The sequence below is a fragment of the Gemella cuniculi DSM 15828 genome, assembly GCF_000425665.1.
GTDB lineage: Bacteria > Bacillota > Bacilli > Staphylococcales > Gemellaceae > Gemella > Gemella cuniculi.
In genome coordinates this window covers 15642-36227 of the sequence record NZ_AUDW01000006.1, presented here as the reverse complement: position 1 = coordinate 36227, position 20586 = coordinate 15642, and the positions used below count along the sequence as shown (strand labels likewise).

Annotated in this window: 20 protein-coding genes and 1 other RNA gene; 20 read left to right on the top strand and 1 reads right to left on the bottom strand. The window is 28.4% G+C overall.

The annotated features are described in order from the left end of the window. Nucleotides 1-118: 118 nt before the first annotated feature. The 19 genes from uvrA (at nucleotide 119) to rpsD (ending at nucleotide 18114) form a co-directional block, all read left to right on the top strand. The gene (gene uvrA, locus H612_RS0100190) at nucleotides 119-2944 is read left to right on the top strand and encodes an excinuclease ABC subunit UvrA (protein WP_027129633.1); all 2826 of its coding nucleotides are present in this window, start codon (nucleotides 119-121) and stop codon (nucleotides 2942-2944) included. Between the two features lie 186 nt (nucleotides 2945-3130). Beyond that, nucleotides 3131-3315, top strand: a non-coding RNA gene (ssrS, locus tag H612_RS09660) — 6S RNA. A gap of 215 nt (nucleotides 3316-3530) precedes the next feature. Next, on the top strand, nucleotides 3531-4298 hold the full coding sequence (locus H612_RS0100185) for a tRNA threonylcarbamoyladenosine dehydratase (RefSeq protein ID WP_027129632.1): 768 nt from the start codon (nucleotides 3531-3533) through the stop codon (nucleotides 4296-4298). Nucleotides 4299-4509: 211 nt separating this feature from the next. Continuing rightward, entirely contained in the window at nucleotides 4510-4872 is a 363-nt protein-coding gene (locus H612_RS0100180; protein ID WP_027129631.1) for a helix-turn-helix domain-containing protein, read from the top strand. A 154-nt stretch (nucleotides 4873-5026) separates the two neighbouring features. Further along, nucleotides 5027-5995, top strand: coding sequence for a competence type IV pilus ATPase ComGA (gene comGA / locus H612_RS0100175; protein ID WP_245570424.1), 969 nt, complete (start codon nucleotides 5027-5029; stop codon nucleotides 5993-5995). Next, the gene (comGB, locus tag H612_RS0100170) at nucleotides 5970-7016 is read left to right on the top strand and encodes a competence type IV pilus assembly protein ComGB (RefSeq protein ID WP_027129629.1); all 1047 of its coding nucleotides are present in this window, start codon (nucleotides 5970-5972) and stop codon (nucleotides 7014-7016) included. The genes comGA and comGB overlap by 26 nt, the downstream gene beginning before the upstream one ends. Nucleotides 7017-7026: 10 nt before the next feature. Then, entirely contained in the window at nucleotides 7027-7371 is a 345-nt protein-coding gene (gene comGC / locus H612_RS0100165; RefSeq protein ID WP_027129628.1) for a competence type IV pilus major pilin ComGC, read from the top strand. Continuing rightward, the gene (locus H612_RS0100160) at nucleotides 7346-7789 is read left to right on the top strand and encodes a hypothetical protein (protein WP_027129627.1); all 444 of its coding nucleotides are present in this window, start codon (nucleotides 7346-7348) and stop codon (nucleotides 7787-7789) included. Before comGC ends, H612_RS0100160 begins: the two co-directional genes overlap by 26 nt. Then, on the top strand, nucleotides 7779-8063 hold the full coding sequence (locus H612_RS0100155; RefSeq protein WP_027129626.1) for a hypothetical protein: 285 nt from the start codon (nucleotides 7779-7781) through the stop codon (nucleotides 8061-8063). The genes H612_RS0100160 and H612_RS0100155 overlap by 11 nt, the downstream gene beginning before the upstream one ends. Beyond that, nucleotides 8056-8538 carry a prepilin-type N-terminal cleavage/methylation domain-containing protein gene (locus tag H612_RS0100150; RefSeq protein ID WP_245570423.1) on the top strand — a complete coding sequence of 161 codons (483 nt, stop codon included), beginning with the start codon at nucleotides 8056-8058 and terminating at the stop codon, nucleotides 8536-8538. Before H612_RS0100155 ends, H612_RS0100150 begins: the two co-directional genes overlap by 8 nt. Continuing rightward, nucleotides 8522-8707, top strand: coding sequence for a hypothetical protein (locus tag H612_RS0100145; protein WP_035500025.1), 186 nt, complete (start codon nucleotides 8522-8524; stop codon nucleotides 8705-8707). The genes H612_RS0100150 and H612_RS0100145 overlap by 17 nt, the downstream gene beginning before the upstream one ends. 253 nt (nucleotides 8708-8960) lie before the next feature. Then, the gene (gene acpS / locus H612_RS0100140; RefSeq protein ID WP_027129623.1) at nucleotides 8961-9329 is read left to right on the top strand and encodes a holo-ACP synthase; all 369 of its coding nucleotides are present in this window, start codon (nucleotides 8961-8963) and stop codon (nucleotides 9327-9329) included. Then, on the top strand, nucleotides 9316-10443 hold the full coding sequence (gene alr / locus H612_RS0100135; protein ID WP_084167218.1) for an alanine racemase: 1128 nt from the start codon (nucleotides 9316-9318) through the stop codon (nucleotides 10441-10443). Before acpS ends, alr begins: the two co-directional genes overlap by 14 nt. 1 nt (nucleotide 10444) lies before the next feature. Beyond that, complete coding sequence (locus H612_RS0100130; RefSeq protein ID WP_027129621.1) at nucleotides 10445-12613, top strand: Tex family protein; 2169 nt, start codon at nucleotides 10445-10447, stop codon at nucleotides 12611-12613. A gap of 10 nt (nucleotides 12614-12623) precedes the next feature. Beyond that, complete coding sequence (locus tag H612_RS0100125; protein WP_035500022.1) at nucleotides 12624-14435, top strand: acyltransferase family protein; 1812 nt, start codon at nucleotides 12624-12626, stop codon at nucleotides 14433-14435. 154 nt (nucleotides 14436-14589) lie between these two features. After that, nucleotides 14590-16053 (top strand): glutamate--tRNA ligase, encoded by a 1464-nt coding sequence (gene gltX / locus H612_RS0100120; RefSeq protein WP_027129619.1) that lies wholly within the window; start codon nucleotides 14590-14592, stop codon nucleotides 16051-16053. A 160-nt stretch (nucleotides 16054-16213) separates the two neighbouring features. After that, nucleotides 16214-16651 (top strand): 50S ribosomal protein L13, encoded by a 438-nt coding sequence (gene rplM, locus H612_RS0100115; RefSeq protein ID WP_027129618.1) that lies wholly within the window; start codon nucleotides 16214-16216, stop codon nucleotides 16649-16651. Between the two features lie 19 nt (nucleotides 16652-16670). Then, entirely contained in the window at nucleotides 16671-17063 is a 393-nt protein-coding gene (gene rpsI, locus H612_RS0100110) for a 30S ribosomal protein S9 (RefSeq protein ID WP_027129617.1), read from the top strand. A gap of 448 nt (nucleotides 17064-17511) precedes the next feature. After that, on the top strand, nucleotides 17512-18114 hold the full coding sequence (gene rpsD / locus H612_RS0100105; protein ID WP_027129616.1) for a 30S ribosomal protein S4: 603 nt from the start codon (nucleotides 17512-17514) through the stop codon (nucleotides 18112-18114). A gap of 330 nt (nucleotides 18115-18444) precedes the next feature. Here the strand turns inward: rpsD and H612_RS09825 are convergent, their stop codons facing one another. Further along, nucleotides 18445-18588: a hypothetical protein gene (locus H612_RS09825; RefSeq protein WP_156882770.1), complete on the bottom strand. Its 144-nt coding sequence runs from the start codon at nucleotides 18586-18588 to the stop codon at nucleotides 18445-18447. A 395-nt stretch (nucleotides 18589-18983) separates the two neighbouring features. Here H612_RS09825 and H612_RS0100090 point away from each other — a divergent pair, with 395 nt between their 5' ends. Then, nucleotides 18984-20462 carry an aldehyde dehydrogenase family protein gene (locus tag H612_RS0100090; protein ID WP_027129614.1) on the top strand — a complete coding sequence of 493 codons (1479 nt, stop codon included), beginning with the start codon at nucleotides 18984-18986 and terminating at the stop codon, nucleotides 20460-20462. Nucleotides 20463-20586 lie beyond the last annotated feature (124 nt).

Genomic DNA, 20586 nt, shown 5'->3' with positions numbered 1-20586 from the left:
AAATTAGTTATTTCTATTTTGAACAAATTTTATGTTATAATTATGTAGTCGGTAATTTTTTAATTTAGAAGTGATAAAAATTTTAGATAGGTAATAAATTAAGATTTTGAGGTGAAAGATGCAAAAGAAAAATAAAATAGTAATACAAGGAGCAAGGGAAAATAATTTAAAAAATATAAATCTGGAAATACCAAGAGATAAATTTGTTGTTATTACAGGACTTAGTGGAAGTGGGAAAAGTTCATTAGCATTTGATACAATTTATGCAGAGGGACAACGTCGATATGTGGAAAGTTTGAGTGCTTACGCTAGACAATTTTTAGGAAATATAGAAAAACCAGATGTTGACTTAATAGAAGGATTATCACCTGCAATTTCTATCAACCAAAAAACAACATCGAAAAACCCACGTTCAACAGTGGCAACTGTTACGGAAATATATGATTATTTGCGTCTTTTATATGCTAGAATTGGAGAAATTTATTGTCCGAATCATCATATAAAAATAGAAAGTAGCTCTATAAGTCAAATAGTAGATTCTATAATGGCAATGCCAGAACGTAGTCGTATACAAATTATTTCACCAATAGTTAAGGATAAAAAAGGAACTCATAAAAAACTAATAGAAAAGCTGTCAAAAGATGGTTATATTCGTTATAAAGTAGATGGCGAAAATTATGAAATTGATGAAATACCAGAATTAGACAAAAATAAAAAACATACTATTAGCGTTATTATAGATAGAATAGTAATCAAGGAAGGAATAGAAACAAGATTAGCGGATTCACTAGAGACTTCTTTGAATCTCTCAAATAATGATTTAGTAGAGATAGAAGATATTAAAGAAGATAAAATTTATTTATATTCAACAAAACATAGCTGTAAACATTGTGATTTTACCTTAGGTGATTTGGAACCAAGAATATTTTCGTTTAATAATCCACAAGGTGCATGTTCTGCATGTGATGGATTAGGTATGCATGAAACTGTCGATGTAAATAAAATCATTCAAAAAGATCTATCAATAGAAGATGGAGCTGTAGTCGTGTATAATACAGCAACATCAACATATTATCCAAGTTTAATAAAATCAGTTTGTGAGCATTTTAAGATAGATATGACTATTCCATTTAAAAAACTATCAAAAGAGGAACAAAATATTATTCTTTATGGAAATAATCAAGAAGAAGTTACTCACTCGTACATAAATGATGAAGGGGTAAGACGTTCTCGTATAATTTATTTTGAAGGCGTATGTGGTAATGTTTTACGAAGATATCAAAATGGAATGACAAAAGCAACGAGGGAGGCAATGGCGAAATATATAAAAGAGGATGAATGTTCAAGTTGTCACGGGCAAAGATTGAAACCGGAGATTCTTTCTGTGTATGTAGCTGAAAAAAATATTGCTGAAATTTGTGAGATGTCAATAAAAGATAGTTATACTTTTTTTAACAATATACAATTAAGTGAAAAAGATTATACGATTGCAAAATTAGTATTACGTGAAATAAAATCAAGATTACAATTCTTGAATGATGTTGGTTTAGATTATCTAACATTAAATCGTGCTTCGGGTACATTATCTGGTGGTGAAGCACAAAGAATAAGACTAGCAACACAAATAGGTTCAAAGTTAATGGGGGTTACATATATACTTGACGAACCTTCAATAGGTTTGCATCAAAGAGATAATGAAAAATTAATAAATACAATGTTGTCAATGAGAGATTTAGGCAATACTGTCTTAGTAGTCGAGCATGATGAAGACACAATGTTAGCTTGTGACTATATAGTTGATATTGGACCGAAAGCAGGAGAACATGGGGGAGAAGTTGTTGCTGTAGGAACTCCTAAAGAAATTATGAAGAGTAAGAATTCTATAACCGGAGCGTACTTATCTGGAAAGATGAAAATAGAAATTCCTAAAGTGCGTCGCAAAGGTAATGGGGAGTTTATTGAAATAAAAAAAGCGAGAAAAAATAACTTAAAAGATGTTTCAGTAAAATTTCCTTTAGGAAAATTTATAGGAGTAACAGGGGTATCTGGAAGTGGGAAATCAACACTTGTTAATGAAATTTTGTTTAATTCAGTAAAAAATATCTTGAATAAAGAAGAAATAAATAGCGAAGTTGTGAAATCTGTAACTGGAGTTTTAGAAAATATTGATAAAATTATTGATATTGATCAAAGTCCAATTGGAAGAACTCCACGAAGTAATCCAGCAACATATACAGGGGTATTTGATGATATACGAGATCTTTATGCAAATACTAATGAAGCGAAATTACGAGGTTATAAAAAAGGTAGATTTAGTTTTAATGTAAAAGGTGGAAGATGTGAATCATGTACAGGGGATGGAATTTTAAAAATTGAAATGCACTTTTTACCTGATGTATATGTTCCGTGCGAAGTTTGTAAAGGAAAAAGATATAATAGGGAAACGCTTGAGGTGAAATATAAAGGAAAAAGTATAAGCGATGTTCTTGATATGACAATAAAAGAGGCTTATGAATTTTTTGAAAATATTCCAAAAATAAAAAATAAACTAGAGACACTTGTAAATGTTGGATTAGATTATATTCGTTTGGGACAAAGTGCAACTACACTATCAGGAGGAGAAGCACAGAGAGTAAAACTGGCAAGTGAATTGTATAAAAAATCAACAGGTAAAACTCTTTACATCCTAGATGAACCTACAACTGGATTGCATATAGATGATATTAGTAGATTAATTAAAATTATTGATAAATTGGTAGATGGTGGAAATACTGTAGTTGTGATTGAACACAATTTAGATGTTATCAAATGTTGTGATCATTTAATTGATTTAGGACCAGAAGGTGGTGTTGGAGGAGGAACAATTTTGGCTGAATGTACTCCAGAAAAATTAATTGAAAATAAAAAAAGTTATACAGGAAAATTCCTGAAAAAACTTTTGTAAAGAATAAAATTATACTAAAAAATTAATTTGAAAATCATAAATATTAAAAATATATTTTTTTAATGAAAATGTTTATGGAAAAAACCTATATTGCTAAGAATTTCTAGTGTGAATTAAAGAAAAATAATAAAAAATTGTAGAAATTTTAATGTTGTCTAAAGAAGATTCTTGTGGTAAAATATAAATATATAACTAGAGTATTTGTATGACTCATCATACATTCGGGCCTAACACTTTTTAAAAGGGAATGAAAATCACTTATTAGTATAAAATGCTTCTTTATAAGGAGACTTTAGAACATAATGCTATCGTACCCACCTGATTATATCAGGACCAATTCAGATGAGAATCTACGGTACTTTGGTTTTTCATCAAGACTGGGTTCAAAATTGTCTCCAGTCTTTTTTATTAGGCAAATAATCCAATTTTAATCAATAAAAATATTAGAAAACTTTCTATAAGTTTTAGAGAAAAATATAATTGAAATTTAAATTTTTAAGAATATTAATTAAATGTTTTTTAATGAATATATTTTTCATATTTATACTTAGCAATATGTTATAAAAGTTATTTAATGGAGTAAGAAATGTTACATCAATTTTCAAGAAATGAATTAATAATAGGTACAGAAGGATTAGAATTACTAAGGAGTAAACGTGTAGGAATTCTAGGTATAGGAGGGGTAGGTTCTTTCGCAGCAGAGTCTTTAGCTAGATCAGGGGTAGGTTCATTAGTGATAATGGATAAGGATGATATAGATATAACAAATATTAACAGGCAACTACATGCTACAACAAAAACAGTAGGAAAAAGCAAAGTAGAAGAGATGAAAAAACGTATCTTAGACATTAATCCTAGTTGCGAAGTAATAGCTATTCAAGATTTTTACACAGAAGAAACTTATAAAAAATTTTATGAGAAGAAACTAGATTTTGTTATCGATGCTTGTGATACTATAAGCTATAAGCTACACTTAATTAAATATTGCTTGACAAATAATATAAAATTTATTAGTGTGATGGGTTCTGCTAACAAGTTAGATCCAACAAAATTTAAGATTGAAGATATAAGGAAAACTGCCGTTTGTCCGTTGGCAAAAGTCATAAGGAATAAAATAAAAAAAGAAAAAATTAAAGGGAAAATTCCTGTTGTATATTCAACAGAAAGTCCAACAATAGCAAATAAAGAATATATAGAAAAAATAGGTAAACAAGATTCAGAAATAAGGAAAGTTAAACTTCCACCAGCTTCAAATGCATTTTGTCCATCAACAGCAGGGTTGATAGCAGCAAATTTTGTTTATATTAATTTGTTAGAAAATATAAAAATATTAACTGTAGAAAAACCTAATTAAAATGAAAAAACAACGCTTTCATAAGCGTTGTTTTTATTTAGATAAAGGTTGACATATCTAGCTTGTTAAGAGTTTTTCTGTAAAAATTGTATGAAATTGCAAAAAAAATAATTTTCATTATCATAAAAAAAACCTTAAAAATTTATAATTTAATTTGATTTTTCAGAAAAAACAATGTATAATGTATTATAGATAAGAAAGGAGGATTACTTTGAAGAATAAAGGAACATTACTGGCACAAAACTTAAAAAAACTTCGAAAAATGAACAATTACTCTATGTCTACAGTTGCTAATAAATTAGAGTTATCATCTCATGGTGTATATGCTAATTGGGAATACGGAAGAAACGAACCTAATGTTGCAACTTTAGTATCTATTGCAAAACTTTATAATGTCTCAATAGATGAATTAGTTGGATATAAAATTAATAAAGGGGAAAGTTCAGAGTTAGCAGATACTCACTTTGAAGTAATTGATATGATTAAGGCTTTAGATAGCGAAGATTGTAAACTAGTAGAAGAGGTTTTGAGAAGATTTAGGGGATATTCTTTTTCTAGGCACTTGAATCTATAATAAAATTCAAATTACTTAGGCTATATCAGTTATATGTAGTATGTTAAATTAATAGTTAAAATATAGGCTAGGTATCTATGTATATACTTAGTCTATATTTATTTTACTTTTTCTTTTATAGGAAAGGGTGATAGTTATTGATGTAAAAGATATGATGAAAAAGATTATTGATTATTCTATAAAAAGTAAAGCCAGCGATATTCATATATACCCACATATATCGGGTAAGTCCTTTATAAAACTCAGAGTAAATGGAAATCTGAGTAAATATGAAGAATTTTCTAATAGGGAGTTAGAATCCATAATCTCATTACTGAAATTTAATGCAAATATAGATATTTCTAGGAATAAAGAACCGCAAAGTGGAAAATTTATTTATAGATTAGAAGATAGAGATTACTATTTGCGTGTTTCTACATTACCGTTAAGTGAATTAACAGAAGGATGTGTAGTGAGAATATTTATAAATGAAATAGAAGATGTTGAGTATAGTGTTTTTCCAGAAGATAGTGATTTTATTGATAACTTAGCAAAAAAATCATATGGATTGGTTCTTTTTTCCGGTCCAACGGGAAGTGGAAAGTCAACATCTATGTACAAATTAGCTAGTAAGTTAGCTAACGCTGAAAAGCAAGTAATTACAATAGAAGATCCAGTAGAGAAAAATATAGAAAATTTAATACAAATGCAAGTTAATTCTAAGGCAGGAATCAACTATGATAACGCTTTGAAGTCAATTTTACGTTGTGATCCAGATGCTATTGTGATAGGAGAAATAAGAGATTTTAAAACAGCGGCTCAAGTTGTAACTTCATCGTTTTCTGGTCATTTAGTGTTAAGCACAATACATGCAGAAGATTCAATTGGTGTCATTAATCGATTAAAGGATTTAGGACTAACATCAGAAGATATAAAGCAGACTGTAATTTGTATAATTTCGCAGAGATTAGTAAATTTAACTAATGGAAAAAGGGGATTAGTTACAGAAATATTAAAAAAAGATGATATTTATGGTTATATAGATAATAATAAAGTAAATGAAAAATGTTTAAAATATAAATTCGATTTAGCAGAAAGTAGGCTTTTAATAACTTCTTATGAAAAAGAAAAATGGGGATATTAGAAAACTATTAGATGAGGAAAATAAAATTTATTTTATTAGACGTTTATATGAACTTATTAATCATGGATATATGTTAGAAGACTCTTTAGAATTTCTTCTAATTCAATATAATGTAGCATCTGTTGATATTGAAAATATAAAATTAGAACTCTCCAATGGGAAAAAACTATCTGATATATTGAAATATCTTGGATATTCGCAGTTGATAGTTAGTAAAATGAAATTTGCAGAAAACTATGGACAAATAGAAGATATGTTATTAGAAATTGAAACGTATCTAAGAATAAAGAATTTGCAAAAAGAAAAAGTAATAAAAACATTAAGATATCCGATATTTTTAACAATAACCTTAATAACACTAATTATGGTGTTTAATGCGCTAGTAATTCCTCAATTCGAAAATATTTATACATCGTCTAATATAAAAATGGATTTTCAGACGATTATTCTTATAAAATCATTGTATTGTATTCCAAAAATTATATCTATTATTTTTACGATATTCCTTTTATTTATGATTTATATTTTATTTATGATGAAATATAAGCAAAAATTATTTTTAAATTCATTGATATATATCCCTAAAATTCGGGTATATGCAAAGTTATATTTTTCATATATATTTTCTTTAGAGCTAAGTCTATTTTTAATGAGTGGTTTTTCATTAAAGACAGCATTAGAGGTAATGATAGAAGAAGAATACGATTATTATTTAACCTTTTTTTCAAAAGAAATTTTAAAAGATTTGAATGAAGGTGTTAACTTTGAAGAATCAGTATCAAAAATTAAATTTTTTGACGATACAATAGGAAAATTTATTGTTCATGGAAAAAATAATGGATTAATAGATAAGGAATTGAAGTTGTTTAGTGAGTTAATGTTAGATACATTTTTGACATCACTTGATAGAAGTTTAAGGAAAATTCAACCGATACTATTTGCTATATTAGCAATAGTTATTGTTGGGCTATATATGGTAATTTTATTACCTATATTTAATATGGCAAATTCTCTGAAATAAGGAGGAAGTTATGAAGAATATTATATTTAAGTTGAAAAATAAATTAAAACGTAATGAGGGTTTTACTTTAATCGAAATGTTGATCGTTTTATTTATAATAGCTATTTTGTTAATACTTATTATACCTAATATTACTAAAAATATTGATACAGCAAAAGATAAAAGTTCAGAAGCCTATGAAAAAACTGTTCAGTCTCAGGTTACAGCATATGAAATTAATGAAAAAGATTCAAATGTAACATTTGAAAAACTTGTGGAAAAACATTATTTAGATGGTCCAGTTGATAAAGCAAGTACTGCTCCAAATGGTAAAAAAATAGTAATTTCTAATGGCAAAGCAACTTTACAAAAATAATAAAGGTTTCTTTAGTTTGACAGAAATGATTGCAGTGCTTTTTATCGTAAGTTTTATAATAATCATTTTATCAATGAATTCAGTTGCCGATTATTCTAAATATAAAGAAAGATTAGCAGTTGATGAATTAGTATCTGATATTTATCGTGTACAAACTACAAGTTTGAATGATGAGAATGTATATATTGATTTTTTTTCTAATGATAATGAATATGTACTATACTATAATGGAAGATCTATTTGGAAAAAATTATCACAAAAGGGAAGGATAATATTAAATAAAGGAACAGTTAGATTAAAATATAGAGAAGGGAATTTGGTATCTAAGGCTAATACAGTAGATGTTAAGTTTGATAATACTTCATATAGGATTATTGCACATTTAGATACTGGATATATAACTTTAGATGAAATCTAAGAATAACGGTTTTACTTTTGTGGATTTGATTGGAGCATTATTTATTTGCTCGTTGATTTTTGCGTTTTTGATTCCTAATCTTGTAAGACAATATTCTAATTTGTCTAAAATGGAGAAACAACTTGAAATGAAAGAATTGTTGTATGAAGAAATTAGTAATCACAACAAAGAGAAAAATTTCAGTTCGCATCGTAGAGAATACAATATAGTAGTAGATGGTAGAAAAGCTGAAGTGGTTGATGAAAATACAGGCGAGCGTATTAGCTATGAATAAAAGGAAACAAGGTTTTACACTTCTTGAACTTACAGTATCATTGTTTCTATTGATAATACTTTCGTTATTACTTATGCTTATTTTAAAAACTACTTTAACTACATCAAGAAATTTTTTGAATTTTACTAATTACGAATATGCAGTGGCACATAAAAAGATTTTTGAAATCTATAATTCAAGTGATAAGGTTGAACGTGAAAGTAATTATATAATAATGACTTCTGAAAAAGATAAAGTAGAGACAAAATTGATCTTTCAAGGGAATAGAGTGTATATTGAAAAAATGAAGAATACAAATTCATACGCAGGGTATATATTACTTTTGAAAAATTTAAAGAGTTACTCTATAACTCAAAATAATAATGTAGTAAAAATTTACATAGAAGATAGAAGCGGTATAAAAAGAGACTTGTGCATCACGTTAAAGGATAAAAATTCCAAGGAGGATAATGAAAGGGATGAAAAGGAAATATAAAAGCGGTAATGCCATTGTAGTTTCACTTTTGGTAACTTTACTCGTTATTGTTGTGATGTTTAGCGTAATTGGAATATATATAAATAAAATGTATAGTATAAAAAATCTTAGCGATTATTATGATAAAAAAATAGTAGAGCAGTTGGAGAAAGTAGGAGAAACTGAATAGTAGAAAATGATTGGGATAGTGAAGTAGAAAATTTTAAGTTTCTAATATCTATTTCAATCATTTTTTATTTTAGTAGTTACGAAATAAAAATTTACTCTATAAGGTTTTTAAGATTATTTAGAAGCATGTTTAATTTAATTATGTAAAGTTAAACACATAAATTATAAAACCTAACTCTAAGAAGTTACTCCTTTCATAAAATAGATATTAATGGTATAATAAAAAGATATATTTAATAATAAAGAGGTAATAAATGATTTATGGAATAGGTTGTGATATTGTTGATATTATAAGATTTGAAAAATATGTTCAAAACAAAGAACGACTGAAAAAAATATATACAGAAAAAGAATTAGATGAATTTTATAAAATAACAAACCATCGTAGAAAGTTGGAATTTTTAGCAGGACGTTTTGCTGTTAAAGAGGCAACTTCTAAAGCACTTGGTACTGGTATTTCTAAGGAGTTTTCATTTCATGATGTAGAAGTTTTAAAAGATAAATTAGGAAAACCTTATATAGTATATGAGGATTTTGTAACTCATCTTACTATTAGTCACACTGATACAACAGTAGTTGCTTTTGTTATTTTAGAAAAAGGAGATTGTAATGATAAACGATAGACCAACGCATTTAAGAATAAATCTTGATGCTTTATTGAGTAATTATAATAAATTAAATTCACTTTCGGATAAAAAAATAGGTTTAGCTATTGTTAAAGCTAATGCCTATGGGCTAGGTGCGAAATCTATATCAGAATTTCTTTATAAAAGTGGAGTGAGATATTTTGCTGTTGCAACCTTAGAAGAAGCTCTTGAAATAAAAGAAAATATAAAAGATAGTTTAGTTTTGGTACTAGGGGTAGTAAATCCAAAAAATATAAAATATGCAGTGGAAAATAATATTTCGTTAACTTGTCCATCAAAATCTTGGCTAGAAAATGTTATAGAGGAATTGAAAAATCTTGATGGTAAATTGAGAATACATGTTAAGTTAGAAACAGGAATGAATAGAATTGGAATTTTTGATAAAAAAGAAATTATGGAAGTTGATGAACTGTTAGGTTCAGAAAAAATTGAGTTTGAGGGGATATTTTCACATTATTCAAATGCTGATGGAGATGATGAAGAGTATGACGCTTATCAAACAACTAATTTTGAAAAACTTCTTAAGTTATTTACTAATAAACCTCAATACATTCACATAGAAAATTCTGCAGGAGCAGTTAGGTACAGTCAAAGAGAGGATAATTACAATTTATCAAGATTAGGTATTGCTCTTTATGGTTGTTATCCTAGTGAAAATATAGAGAAATTAGGAAAGATTTCTTTAGAAACGGTAACTAGTTTAGTTAGCAAGGTTACTCATGTGAAAAAAATTCCAAAAGGAGCAAAAGTAGGTTATGGAGCTACTTATGAAACTAAAGAAGATGAATATATAGCGACAATTCCAATAGGCTATGCAGATGGGCTTTTGCGTAGAGCACAAGGTTTTGAAATTAATGTGGCAGGAGAAAAATGTAAAATAGTAGGGCGAGTTTGCATGGATCAACTTATGGTGAAGTGCACAGAGAAAATAAAAGTTGGTGATGATGTTGTAATTTTTGGTGAGTACAATAATCAAATAATATCAGTAGATGATTTTGCCGCTTATCAAAATACAATAAGTTATGAAATATTTTGTTGCATAAATCCAAGAGTTCCAAGAAAATATTATACAAATAACATGGAGATATAAAATGTACGATACTATTACGAAAAATTTAGCGATTAAATTACAAATTCAAGAAAAATATGTAACTAATGTACTTAATTTATTAGAAGAAGGAAATACGATAGCATTTATAGCTAGGTACAGAAAAGAGTTAACAAATTCGTTAGATGAAGTTGCGATTAAACAAATTCAAGATGAGTTTAATTATTTAAAATCGTTAGAAGAGAGAAAAGAAGAGGTTATTCGCTTGATTGACGAAAAAGGGATGTTAACGGAAGAGTTAAAAAAAAATATTCTTGCACAGGCTAAGCTCCAACGTGTAGAAGATTTATATAGACCATTTAAAGAAAAAAAACGTACTAAAGCAACTATAGCAAAAGAAAAAGGTTTAGAAGAATTAGCGAATTTTATTTTAAAACTTCCAAAGAAATTAAGTGATTTAAAAATTGAAGCAAAAAAATATATTAATGAAGAAAAGGAAGTTAATTCGATAGATGAAGCTATTAGTTATGCATTAGATATTATTGCAGAAAATATTTCTGACAATGCAAAATATCGTGAATATCTCCTAGATAATACCAAAAAATTTGGTCTTATTTCTTCAGTTTTGAAAAAAGATGGGGAGAAAAAAGATGAAAATGGTACATATAAAAATTACTATGAGTATAGCGAACGAGTTTCTAAAATCGCCTCTCATAGAATTTTAGCACTAAATAGAGCTGAAAAAGAAGGAATCATAAGAGTAAATATCGAAAATGATAAGGATAGAATAAGTCAATATATTCTAAGAGGAATAACGAAAAATAGACAGACAGAACTAGGCGATTTACTGATGGAATGTATTTTAGACAGTATGAAAAGATTGATTTACCCATCAATTGAAAGAGAAATTCGCAGTGATTTAACAAAAAAAGCAGAAGAAGAGTCAGTCGTAATTTTCTCAGAAAATTTAAAACAACTTTTAATGCAAAGTCCATTGAAAAATAAAAAGGTTTTAGGTATAGATCCTGCATTTAGAACAGGATGTAAGATGGCAATAGTGGATGAGTATGGAAACTTTATTGATAAAATGGTAGTATATCCACATAAACCAGCTTCAAAAGAAAAACAAGAAAAATCTAAAAAGGATTTAATCAAATTTATAGAAAAATACAATATAAACTTGATTGCTATTGGGAATGGAACTGCTTCAAGAGAAACTGAGAGCTTTGTTGTAGAAAATTTAAAAGAATCAGGTCTGAAGATAGATTATGTAATAGTTAATGAAGCTGGTGCAAGCGTATATTCTGCAAGTGAAGTAGCACGAGAAGAATTTCCAGACTTTAATGTTGAAGAACGTAGCGCAGTTTCAATAGCAAGGCGTATACAAGACCCATTAAGTGAACTTGTGAAAATAGATCCTAAATCTATAGGAGTCGGACAATATCAACATGATATAAGTCAAAAATTTCTAGAAAAAGAACTAAAGTTTGTTGTAGAAACAGCCGTAAATAAAGTAGGGGTTAATGTAAATACTGCCTCAGTGTCATTACTTTCTTATGTGTCTGGAGTTAATAAGCAAATTGCAAAAAATATAGTTGAATATCGCCACGAGAATGGGAAAATAGAAACAATAAAAGAAATTTCAAAAGTACCAAGATTAGGTAAAAAAACTTTTGAGCAATGTGTTGGTTTTTTCAGAATACCTGATGGGAAAAATATTTTCGATGCAACAGGAATACATCCAGAAAGTTACAAAGTAGCAGAAAATTTGCTAAACCACTTGGAATTAACAATTAAAGATGTAGGTACAGAGGAATTTTCAAAAAAAATTGAAGTATTGGATAAACATGATTTAGCAGAAAAATTGGAAATAGGAATCGAAACATTGGAAGATATAATTAAAGACTTAAAGCAGCCACTTAGAGATGAACGTGAGTCATTTGCTAAACCACTTTTGAAGTCAGACATTTTATCAATAGATGATTTGAAAATAGGTGTAAAACTTGCTGGGACTGTTAGAAATATTACACAATTTGGTGCATTTGTTGATATCGGATTAAAACAAGATGCATTGATTCATATTTCGAAAATAAGTAAAAAATATATTAAAAATCCACTTGATATTTTGAGTGTGGGAGAAATTGTAGATGTTTATGTTATTGACATAGACACTAAACGTGGTCGTGTAGCATTAGCAATGTTTAAAGATTAGGAGGAAGTTTATGAACAAATCAAAATATTTACCAAGTATAGATAGTTTAAGAGCTATTGCAGTAATCGCAGTTATTATTTATCATATTGACGTAAATTATCTTCCAGGAGGTTTTTTGGGGGTAGATTTGTTTTTTGTACTTTCAGGTTATTTAATTAGTTCTTTAATTATAAAAGAGTATAAAAAAACAGGAACACTGAACCTATATAATTTTTATGTAAGAAGAGCCAGAAGACTTTTACCTGCAGTTTATTTTATGATAACTATTGTTCTTGTTTTTATAACTTTATTTAATGGTGTGCTACTTAGAAAGAGTCATCTTGATGCAGTATTTGGATATGTATATAGTAGTAATTGGTGGTACATTTTTCATAAGTTAAATTATTTTGATACTTTTGGGGCACAAAGCCCTTTTAAACATCTTTGGTCTTTGGCAATTGAAGAACAGTTTTATATGTTTTTTCCACTAATATTTTTACTATTCAATAGAAAAGTAAAAAATAAAGAAGGTAGCTACGCTTTAAACAATAATTTTAAATATATCATTTTAGGTTTAATATTCATATCATTAGTTGTACATATAGTTTTATTTGATATTAATAATATTAGTAGAATTTATTTTGGAACTGATACTCGAGCATTTTCATTATTGGTGGGGGTTATAGGAGCAATAATTTATCCAATAGATAAATTATTTCAAAAAGTAACCCTAAAAGAAAATATAATTTACAGCTTGATTTCCATGGTGTCACTAGTTATTTTTGTGTTAATAATGATTTTTACATCAGAATATAATACATGGTTATATAGAGGAGGATTTTTATTAGTTGCGGTATTGGCGTTAATAATTATTATTTCTAGTGGGCATCAAAATACAATGTTTTCTAGAATATTATCATTTAAACCATTAGTATTTATCGGGAAAATTTCTTATAGTTTGTATTTGTGGCATTTTCCAATAGTAGTTTTAACAACTCCAGTTTCTGAAATAGGAAGCCCTAAATTAATCTATGTGTTTTTGAGAATTATTTTAATAGTTTTAGTAGCTTCAATAAGTTATATTTTTGTAGAAATGCCAATAAGAAGATTAGGATTTAACAATTATATAAATTTATTATATAAGAAAATTTGTAAACTTAAATTAAGTACAAGAAGAAGTATAACAGCAAGTTTTGGTGTAATTATGATATTATTTGCTATGGGAATGTTTGGAAAAGGAATTCCATTTATATCAACAGCTTTTGTTCAAGAAATGGATGGTAATAGAGAAAATCAATTCATAACTAATGATAGGACACAAGATAGTAATGAAAAAAGAACTGATAAAAACAATAATGAGAAAAAATATAGTTCACTTATAATTCTTGGTGATTCTTTAACTGTAGATATAGGAGAAAAAGTGAAAGAAAAGTATCCTGGAGCAATTATAGATGGTAAGGTGAGTCGTCAATTAACTGCAGCAAGTTCAGCAGCGGATTCATATATTAAATATAATAGTGAAAATACAGCTGTAGTATTTCAATTGGGAACGAATGGTCCTTTTACAGAAAACCAAGCAGATGAATTGGTGAAAAAATTTGATAAATCGGATATTTATTTTGTAAATATAAAAGTTCCAAGAGCATGGGAAAAAAATGTAAATTCTACATTAGAAAATATTAAACAAAAATATTCAAATGTAACAGTAATAGATTGGTATTCGATTGCCAATGAACACTCAGAATATTTTGAACCTGACAAGGTACATTTAAATAAAAATGGCATAGAAGAGATGACAAACTTAATTTCACAAAGTTTTAAATATCCGATTGAAATTCAATAATAATAAAAAAGATTGTATAGAAATGCACTAAAAAGTGCAATTTAAATGCAATCTTTTTATGTTAATTATTGCTTTTTCTACATTGAAAAAATGTATAGCTTTGTGATATAATGATTTAGTATTATAAATTTAAGAAAGTAAAAAGGAGATAACTATGACAAAAGTACGAGTAAGATATGCACCATCTCCAACAGGAAACCTACATATCGGAAATGCAAGAACGGCTTTATTTAATTATTTGTTTGCAAAACATTATGGAGGAGATTTTGTATTAAGAATAGAAGATACAGACTTTAAACGCAATAAAGAAGAAGGTGAACGTAGCCAATTAAAATACATGAATTGGCTAGGTCTTGATTATGATGAAGGTATTGGTAAAGAAAAAGAATTTGGTCCTTATCGTCAATCAGAAAGAATAGAAATTTATCAAAAATATGCTGAACAATTATTGTCTGAAGACAAAGCATATAAGTGCTACATGACAGCTGAAGAATTAGAAGCAGAAAGAGAAGAACAAATAGCTAATGGACTTCCTCCACGTTATAGTGGGAAACATGCACATTTAACAAAAGAGGAACAGGATGCTTTTGAACGTGAAGGAAGAAAACCTTCAATTCGTATACGTGTTCCACAGGATCGAACATATAGTTTTAATGATATGGTAAAAGGTGAATTATCATTTGAAGGAAAGGATTTTGGAGATTTTGTTATTGTAAAAAATGATGGAGTAGCAACATATAATTTTGCAGTGGCTATTGATGATCATCTTATGGAGATTTCACATGTACTTCGTGGAGATGATCATGTATCTAATACACCTAAACAGTTAGTCGTTTATGAAGCATTAGGTTTTGAAGCACCAATTTTTGGACATATGACATTAATTGTTAATGAAAACAAGAAAAAATTATCAAAACGTGATGAAACTATTATCCAATTTATAGAACAATATGATGACTTAGGATACTTGCCAGAAGCACTATTCAATTTTATTACACTTTTAGGCTGGTCACCAGAAGGTGAGGAAGAAATATTTACCAAAGAACAATTTATTGAAATTTTTGACGAAAAACGTTTGAGTAAATCGCCAGCGTTTTTTGATAATAACAAATTAACATGGATAAACAATCAATATATCAAAGCACAACCATTAGAAAGAATTGTAGATTTATCATTACCTTTCTTTGTAAAAAATAATGTAGCAACAGCAGAAGAAGTGGAAACTAATAGAGAGTGGTTTGAAAAATTAATTTCTTTATACCAACCACAAATGAGCTATGGTGCAGAAATCGTAGAATTGACGAAACAATTCTTTGTAGAGGAAATTGATTTTGATGAGGAAGAATTAGACATTTTAAAACAAGAGACAACAAAAGTGGTTTTTGAAAATTTCTTAGAAAAATTAGAAGATATCGAAGATTTTTCATCAGAGAATATTAAAGTGCTTATTAAAACTATTCAAAAAGATACTGGTGTAAAAGGGAAAAATCTATTTATGCCAATAAGAATAGCTTCTACTGGATCAATGCACGGTCCAGAGCTTAATACGAGCTTAGAACTTTTAGGGAAAGAAAGGGTACAAACACGAATTAAAGCAGCATTGGAGCAATTAGTATAAAAATATGAAAAATATATAAAAGTATCGGTATTTTATCTTGACATTTACTTTCAAATAATGTATGATATCTAATGATATTGTTTATATATCTTCACGAGTAAGCCCCGGAAAACTTAGTCGTTATGACAGATTTAAAACAACATCTAGGAGGAAAAAAGACATGCGTCAAACATATATGGCAAAGCCATCAACTGTAGAAAAAAAATGGTATGTAATCGATGCTGAAGGTCAAACTTTAGGTCGTTTATCATCAGAAGTAGCTTCAATTTTAAGAGGGAAACATAAACCTACTTATACACCACATATCGATACTGGGGATAATGTTATCATTATCAACGCTGAGAAAATTGTGTTAACTGGTAAAAAATTATCTGATAAAATTTATCGCCGTCACACAATGCACCCAGGTGGATTAAAGGAAAGAACTGCTGGATTAATGGTAGAAAAATATCCAGAAGAACTTTTAGAGCTTTCTATTAAAGGTATGTTACCAAAAAATACTTTAGGTAGAGCTCAAGGTATGAAACTTCACGTTTACCGTGGTTCAGAACATCCACATGCAGCACAAAAACCAGAAAAATACGAATTACGTGGTTAATATAGGAGGAAATAATTAAATGGCACAAGTAGAATATCGCGGTACAGGACGCCGTAAAAGCTCAGTAGCACGTGTAAGATTAGTACCTGGGACAGGGAAAGTTGTTATTAATAACAGAGATATGCGTGAATACTTACCATTAGAATCATTAGTATTAGATTTAATGCAACCTTTAGAAGTTACATCTACTACAAGAAACTATGACGTTTTAGTTAACGTACAAGGTGGAGGATATACAGGACAAGCTCAAGCAATTCGTCACGGAATCGCTCGTGCTTTACTAGAAGTAAATCCAGAATACCGTAAAGATTTAAAACCAGCAGGATTACTAACTCGTGACCCTCGTATGAAAGAACGTAAAAAATACGGTCTTCGTGGTGCGAGACGTGCTCCTCAATTCTCAAAACGTTAATATTTACTGGTATTTTACCAACATTGGACATCAAAGAATTTTCTTTGATGTCTTTTTTTGTGAAACTTTACTAAATATGGTAACAATATTTTTATAATTTAACTTTTCAATGTGGGTGTTTATAAAAAATAATTTTTTGAAATAAAGTTATATTATTTTTTCAATATAATGTTAAAATTATATTTTATATCCTATAATAAATTAAAAAAATTTTTTTAAAAATTTAAATAATTAGTTGACGAAGATATGAAATAATGTTAAACTATTAACTAGTGTAAAATAATAGCAGTGGATTAATTGTTATTGCCTCTATGTTATACATTTTTTAATGTGGCAACCTGTAGCCTATGCTGCTAGGCGAAGTTCCAATTTTATAACATATACAACAACGATAATCGTGCTTTTTGTTTTACAAAATCAAAACAAAAAGAAAAAGGAGGAGCATATAATGGCTCGTTTTACAGGTTCAACTTGGAAAAAATCTCGTCGTTTAGGAATTTCACTAAGCGGTACTGGTAAGGAGTTAGCAAAACGCCCTTACGCACCAGGACAACATGGTCCTAACTTAAGAAAAAAACTATCTGAGTATGGTTTACAATTACAAGAAAAACAAAAACTTCGTTACCTACATGGTATGAACGAAAAACAATTCCGTAAATTATTCGATAAAGCTGGAAAACTTCAAGGTCTACACGGTGAAAACTTCATGGCTTTATTGGCTACTCGTTTAGATTCAGTAGTTTATAGTCTAGGATTAGCAAGAACTAACCGTCAAGCTAGACAATTAGTTAACCACGGACACGTTCTTGTAGATGGTAAAAAAGTAGATATAGCTTCATATGCTGTTAAACCTGGGCAAGTGATTTCAGTAAGAGAAAAATCAAGAAATCTAGAAATTATCAAAGAAGCTGTAGAAATTACAAACTTCGTACCTGAGTATTTAACTTTTGATGCTGATAAATTAGAAGGATCATTAGTAAGACTTCCAGAAAGAAGTGAACTACACCCAGAAATTAACGAACAACTTATCGTTGAGTACTACAGTAGATAATAGAGTTAACAACCCTTTTACATTATTGTTAAAGGGTTGTTTTTTATATACGTAAATGTTTTATAATTTTTTTAAAATTTATTTCACCGAAATTAATAAAAAAGAGTTAGAAGCAAAATTAAAAACAAAAGAAATAATAATAAAGCAAGATATGTTTTATGTATATAGCGGAGATTATTTAATTAACCTACCATTTATATATAGTGAGATCAGAAAAACTAGTTCACTTTTTATAACAAAAAGGAATTTACAGAGTTTATATCACACAACTATGGAGAGCGACTTTAAAATTGTGACTTCATTGAAATCAATTTATTAAAGTCGCCCTCTCTAAATAGATAAGTTAATTATCGTCTCTTTTTCTTTTTTTTTTAATTTTTCTATCTTTTTTACAGTTAAATATGATGTTATTGTTGACAACAGCACTGTTATTACAACAAATATCGCTATTTCTATATATTTTTCAGTATTCATTTTACCTCCTTTACGAATGTAAAACAAAATATGCATTTTGCAACTACATATTAACTAAAGTATATACTTATTACCAACACTTTTAATTTATCATACTTTTATATTGATGAATAAGGTTTTTTCAAAATATCTATTCCTTTTTTTATTAATAATATTTTGTGCAAGGTTAAAATATATTGAATAATAGGTATATTTGGTTGTACCTATTATCTAAAAAGATATAACTAATATATATAATTTACAAATCTAATATAAAAAATATTTTTTCATCATTTTTTCTATCGAAAACTTAACAAAGAACCAAAAAATACAAGAAAGAAGTGATAAGCAAAAAAATTGAAACGTATACATTAATATGATATTATGGTAAAAATAATATTAAGGAGATTTCACATATGGGAAAATTAAAAAAAGAAAACTTTAGAATGTTTATAAATGGAGAATGGGTAGACTCTTCTGATAAGTTAGTTGTTAAGTCATATAATCCAGCTACTTCAGAATATTTAGCAAATTTTCCAGATGCAACAGAGGGGGATGTTAATAATGCTGTAACATCAGCACAAAAAGCATTTAAAAGTTGGAAAAAAACAACAGTAAATGAGAGAGCAGCTATTTTAAATAAAATTGCTGATATAATTGATGCTAATGCAGAACTTTTGGCACAAACAGAAACTTTGGATAATGGGAAACCAATTAGAGAAACTTTAAGTGTTGATGTACCTATGAGTGCTAGACATTTCAGATATTTTGCAGGCTGTATTTTGGCTGATGAAGGGCAAGCAACAGTATTAGATGAAAAATTTTTAAGTCTAATTCTAAGAGAACCAATAGGTGTAGTTGGACAAATTATTCCTTGGAACTTTCCATTTTTAATGGCAGCGTGGAAACTAGCCCCAGCGTTAGCTGCAGGAAATACAGTAGTTATTAAACCATCTAGTTTGACTTCACTTAGCTTGTTAACTTTTGTTGAATTAATTCAAGATGTTTTACCTAAGGGAGTTCTTAATGTAGTAACTGGACGTGGAAGTAAGTCTGGAGAATATTTAAAAAATCATAATGGATTAAATAAATTAGCATTTACTGGTTCAACCGAAATTGGGAAGCAGATTGCACTGGCTGCTGCAGAAAAATTAATTCCTGCAACACTAGAACTTGGAGGTAAATCAGCAAATATTATTTTAGATGATGCTGACATAGAAAAAGCCCTAGATGGTGCACAATTAGGAATTTTATTTAATCAAGGGCAAGTGTGCTGTGCAGGATCAAGAATATTTGTTCAAGAAGGAATTTATGATGAGTTTGTGGAAAAAGTGAAGGATAGATTCAGTAAACTTGTTATAGGAAATCCATTAGATCCTAATACACAAATGGGTAGTCAAATTGATGAAAGACAAGCAGAAAGAATAGTTAAATATATAGAACTTGCAAAAAAAGAAGGAGGAGAGATTCTTGTTGGGGGAGAACGTTATTTAGAAAATGGTTGTGATAAAGGTGCTTTTGTGAAACCAACTTTAATCACAGGTGTTAATAATGGTTGTAGAATTTCTCAAGAAGAAGTATTTGGTCCAGTATCAGTAATAATTAAATTTAAAACAGATGAAGAAGTTATTGAACAAGCGAATGATAGTGAGTATGGATTAGCTGGAGCAGTATTTTCTAAAAATATAAATAGAGCATTAAATATTGCTCGTAGTGTAGAAACTGGAAGAATGTGGATTAATACATATAATCAGATTCCAGAACATGCACCATTTGGTGGATATAAAAAATCGGGAATTGGTCGTGAAACTCACAAAGTAATTCTCGAACACTACTCACAAATGAAGAATATCTTGATAGACCTAACTGATGATGTATCAGGGTTCTATAATTAATAAAGGGTGTATAATAATAGTAAATAGATGAAATAAGTATCTACATTTTGTAGATACTTATTTTTTATAATAAATAATATAACAATTATTGTATATTTATTTCAATTATTATGATAAAATATGA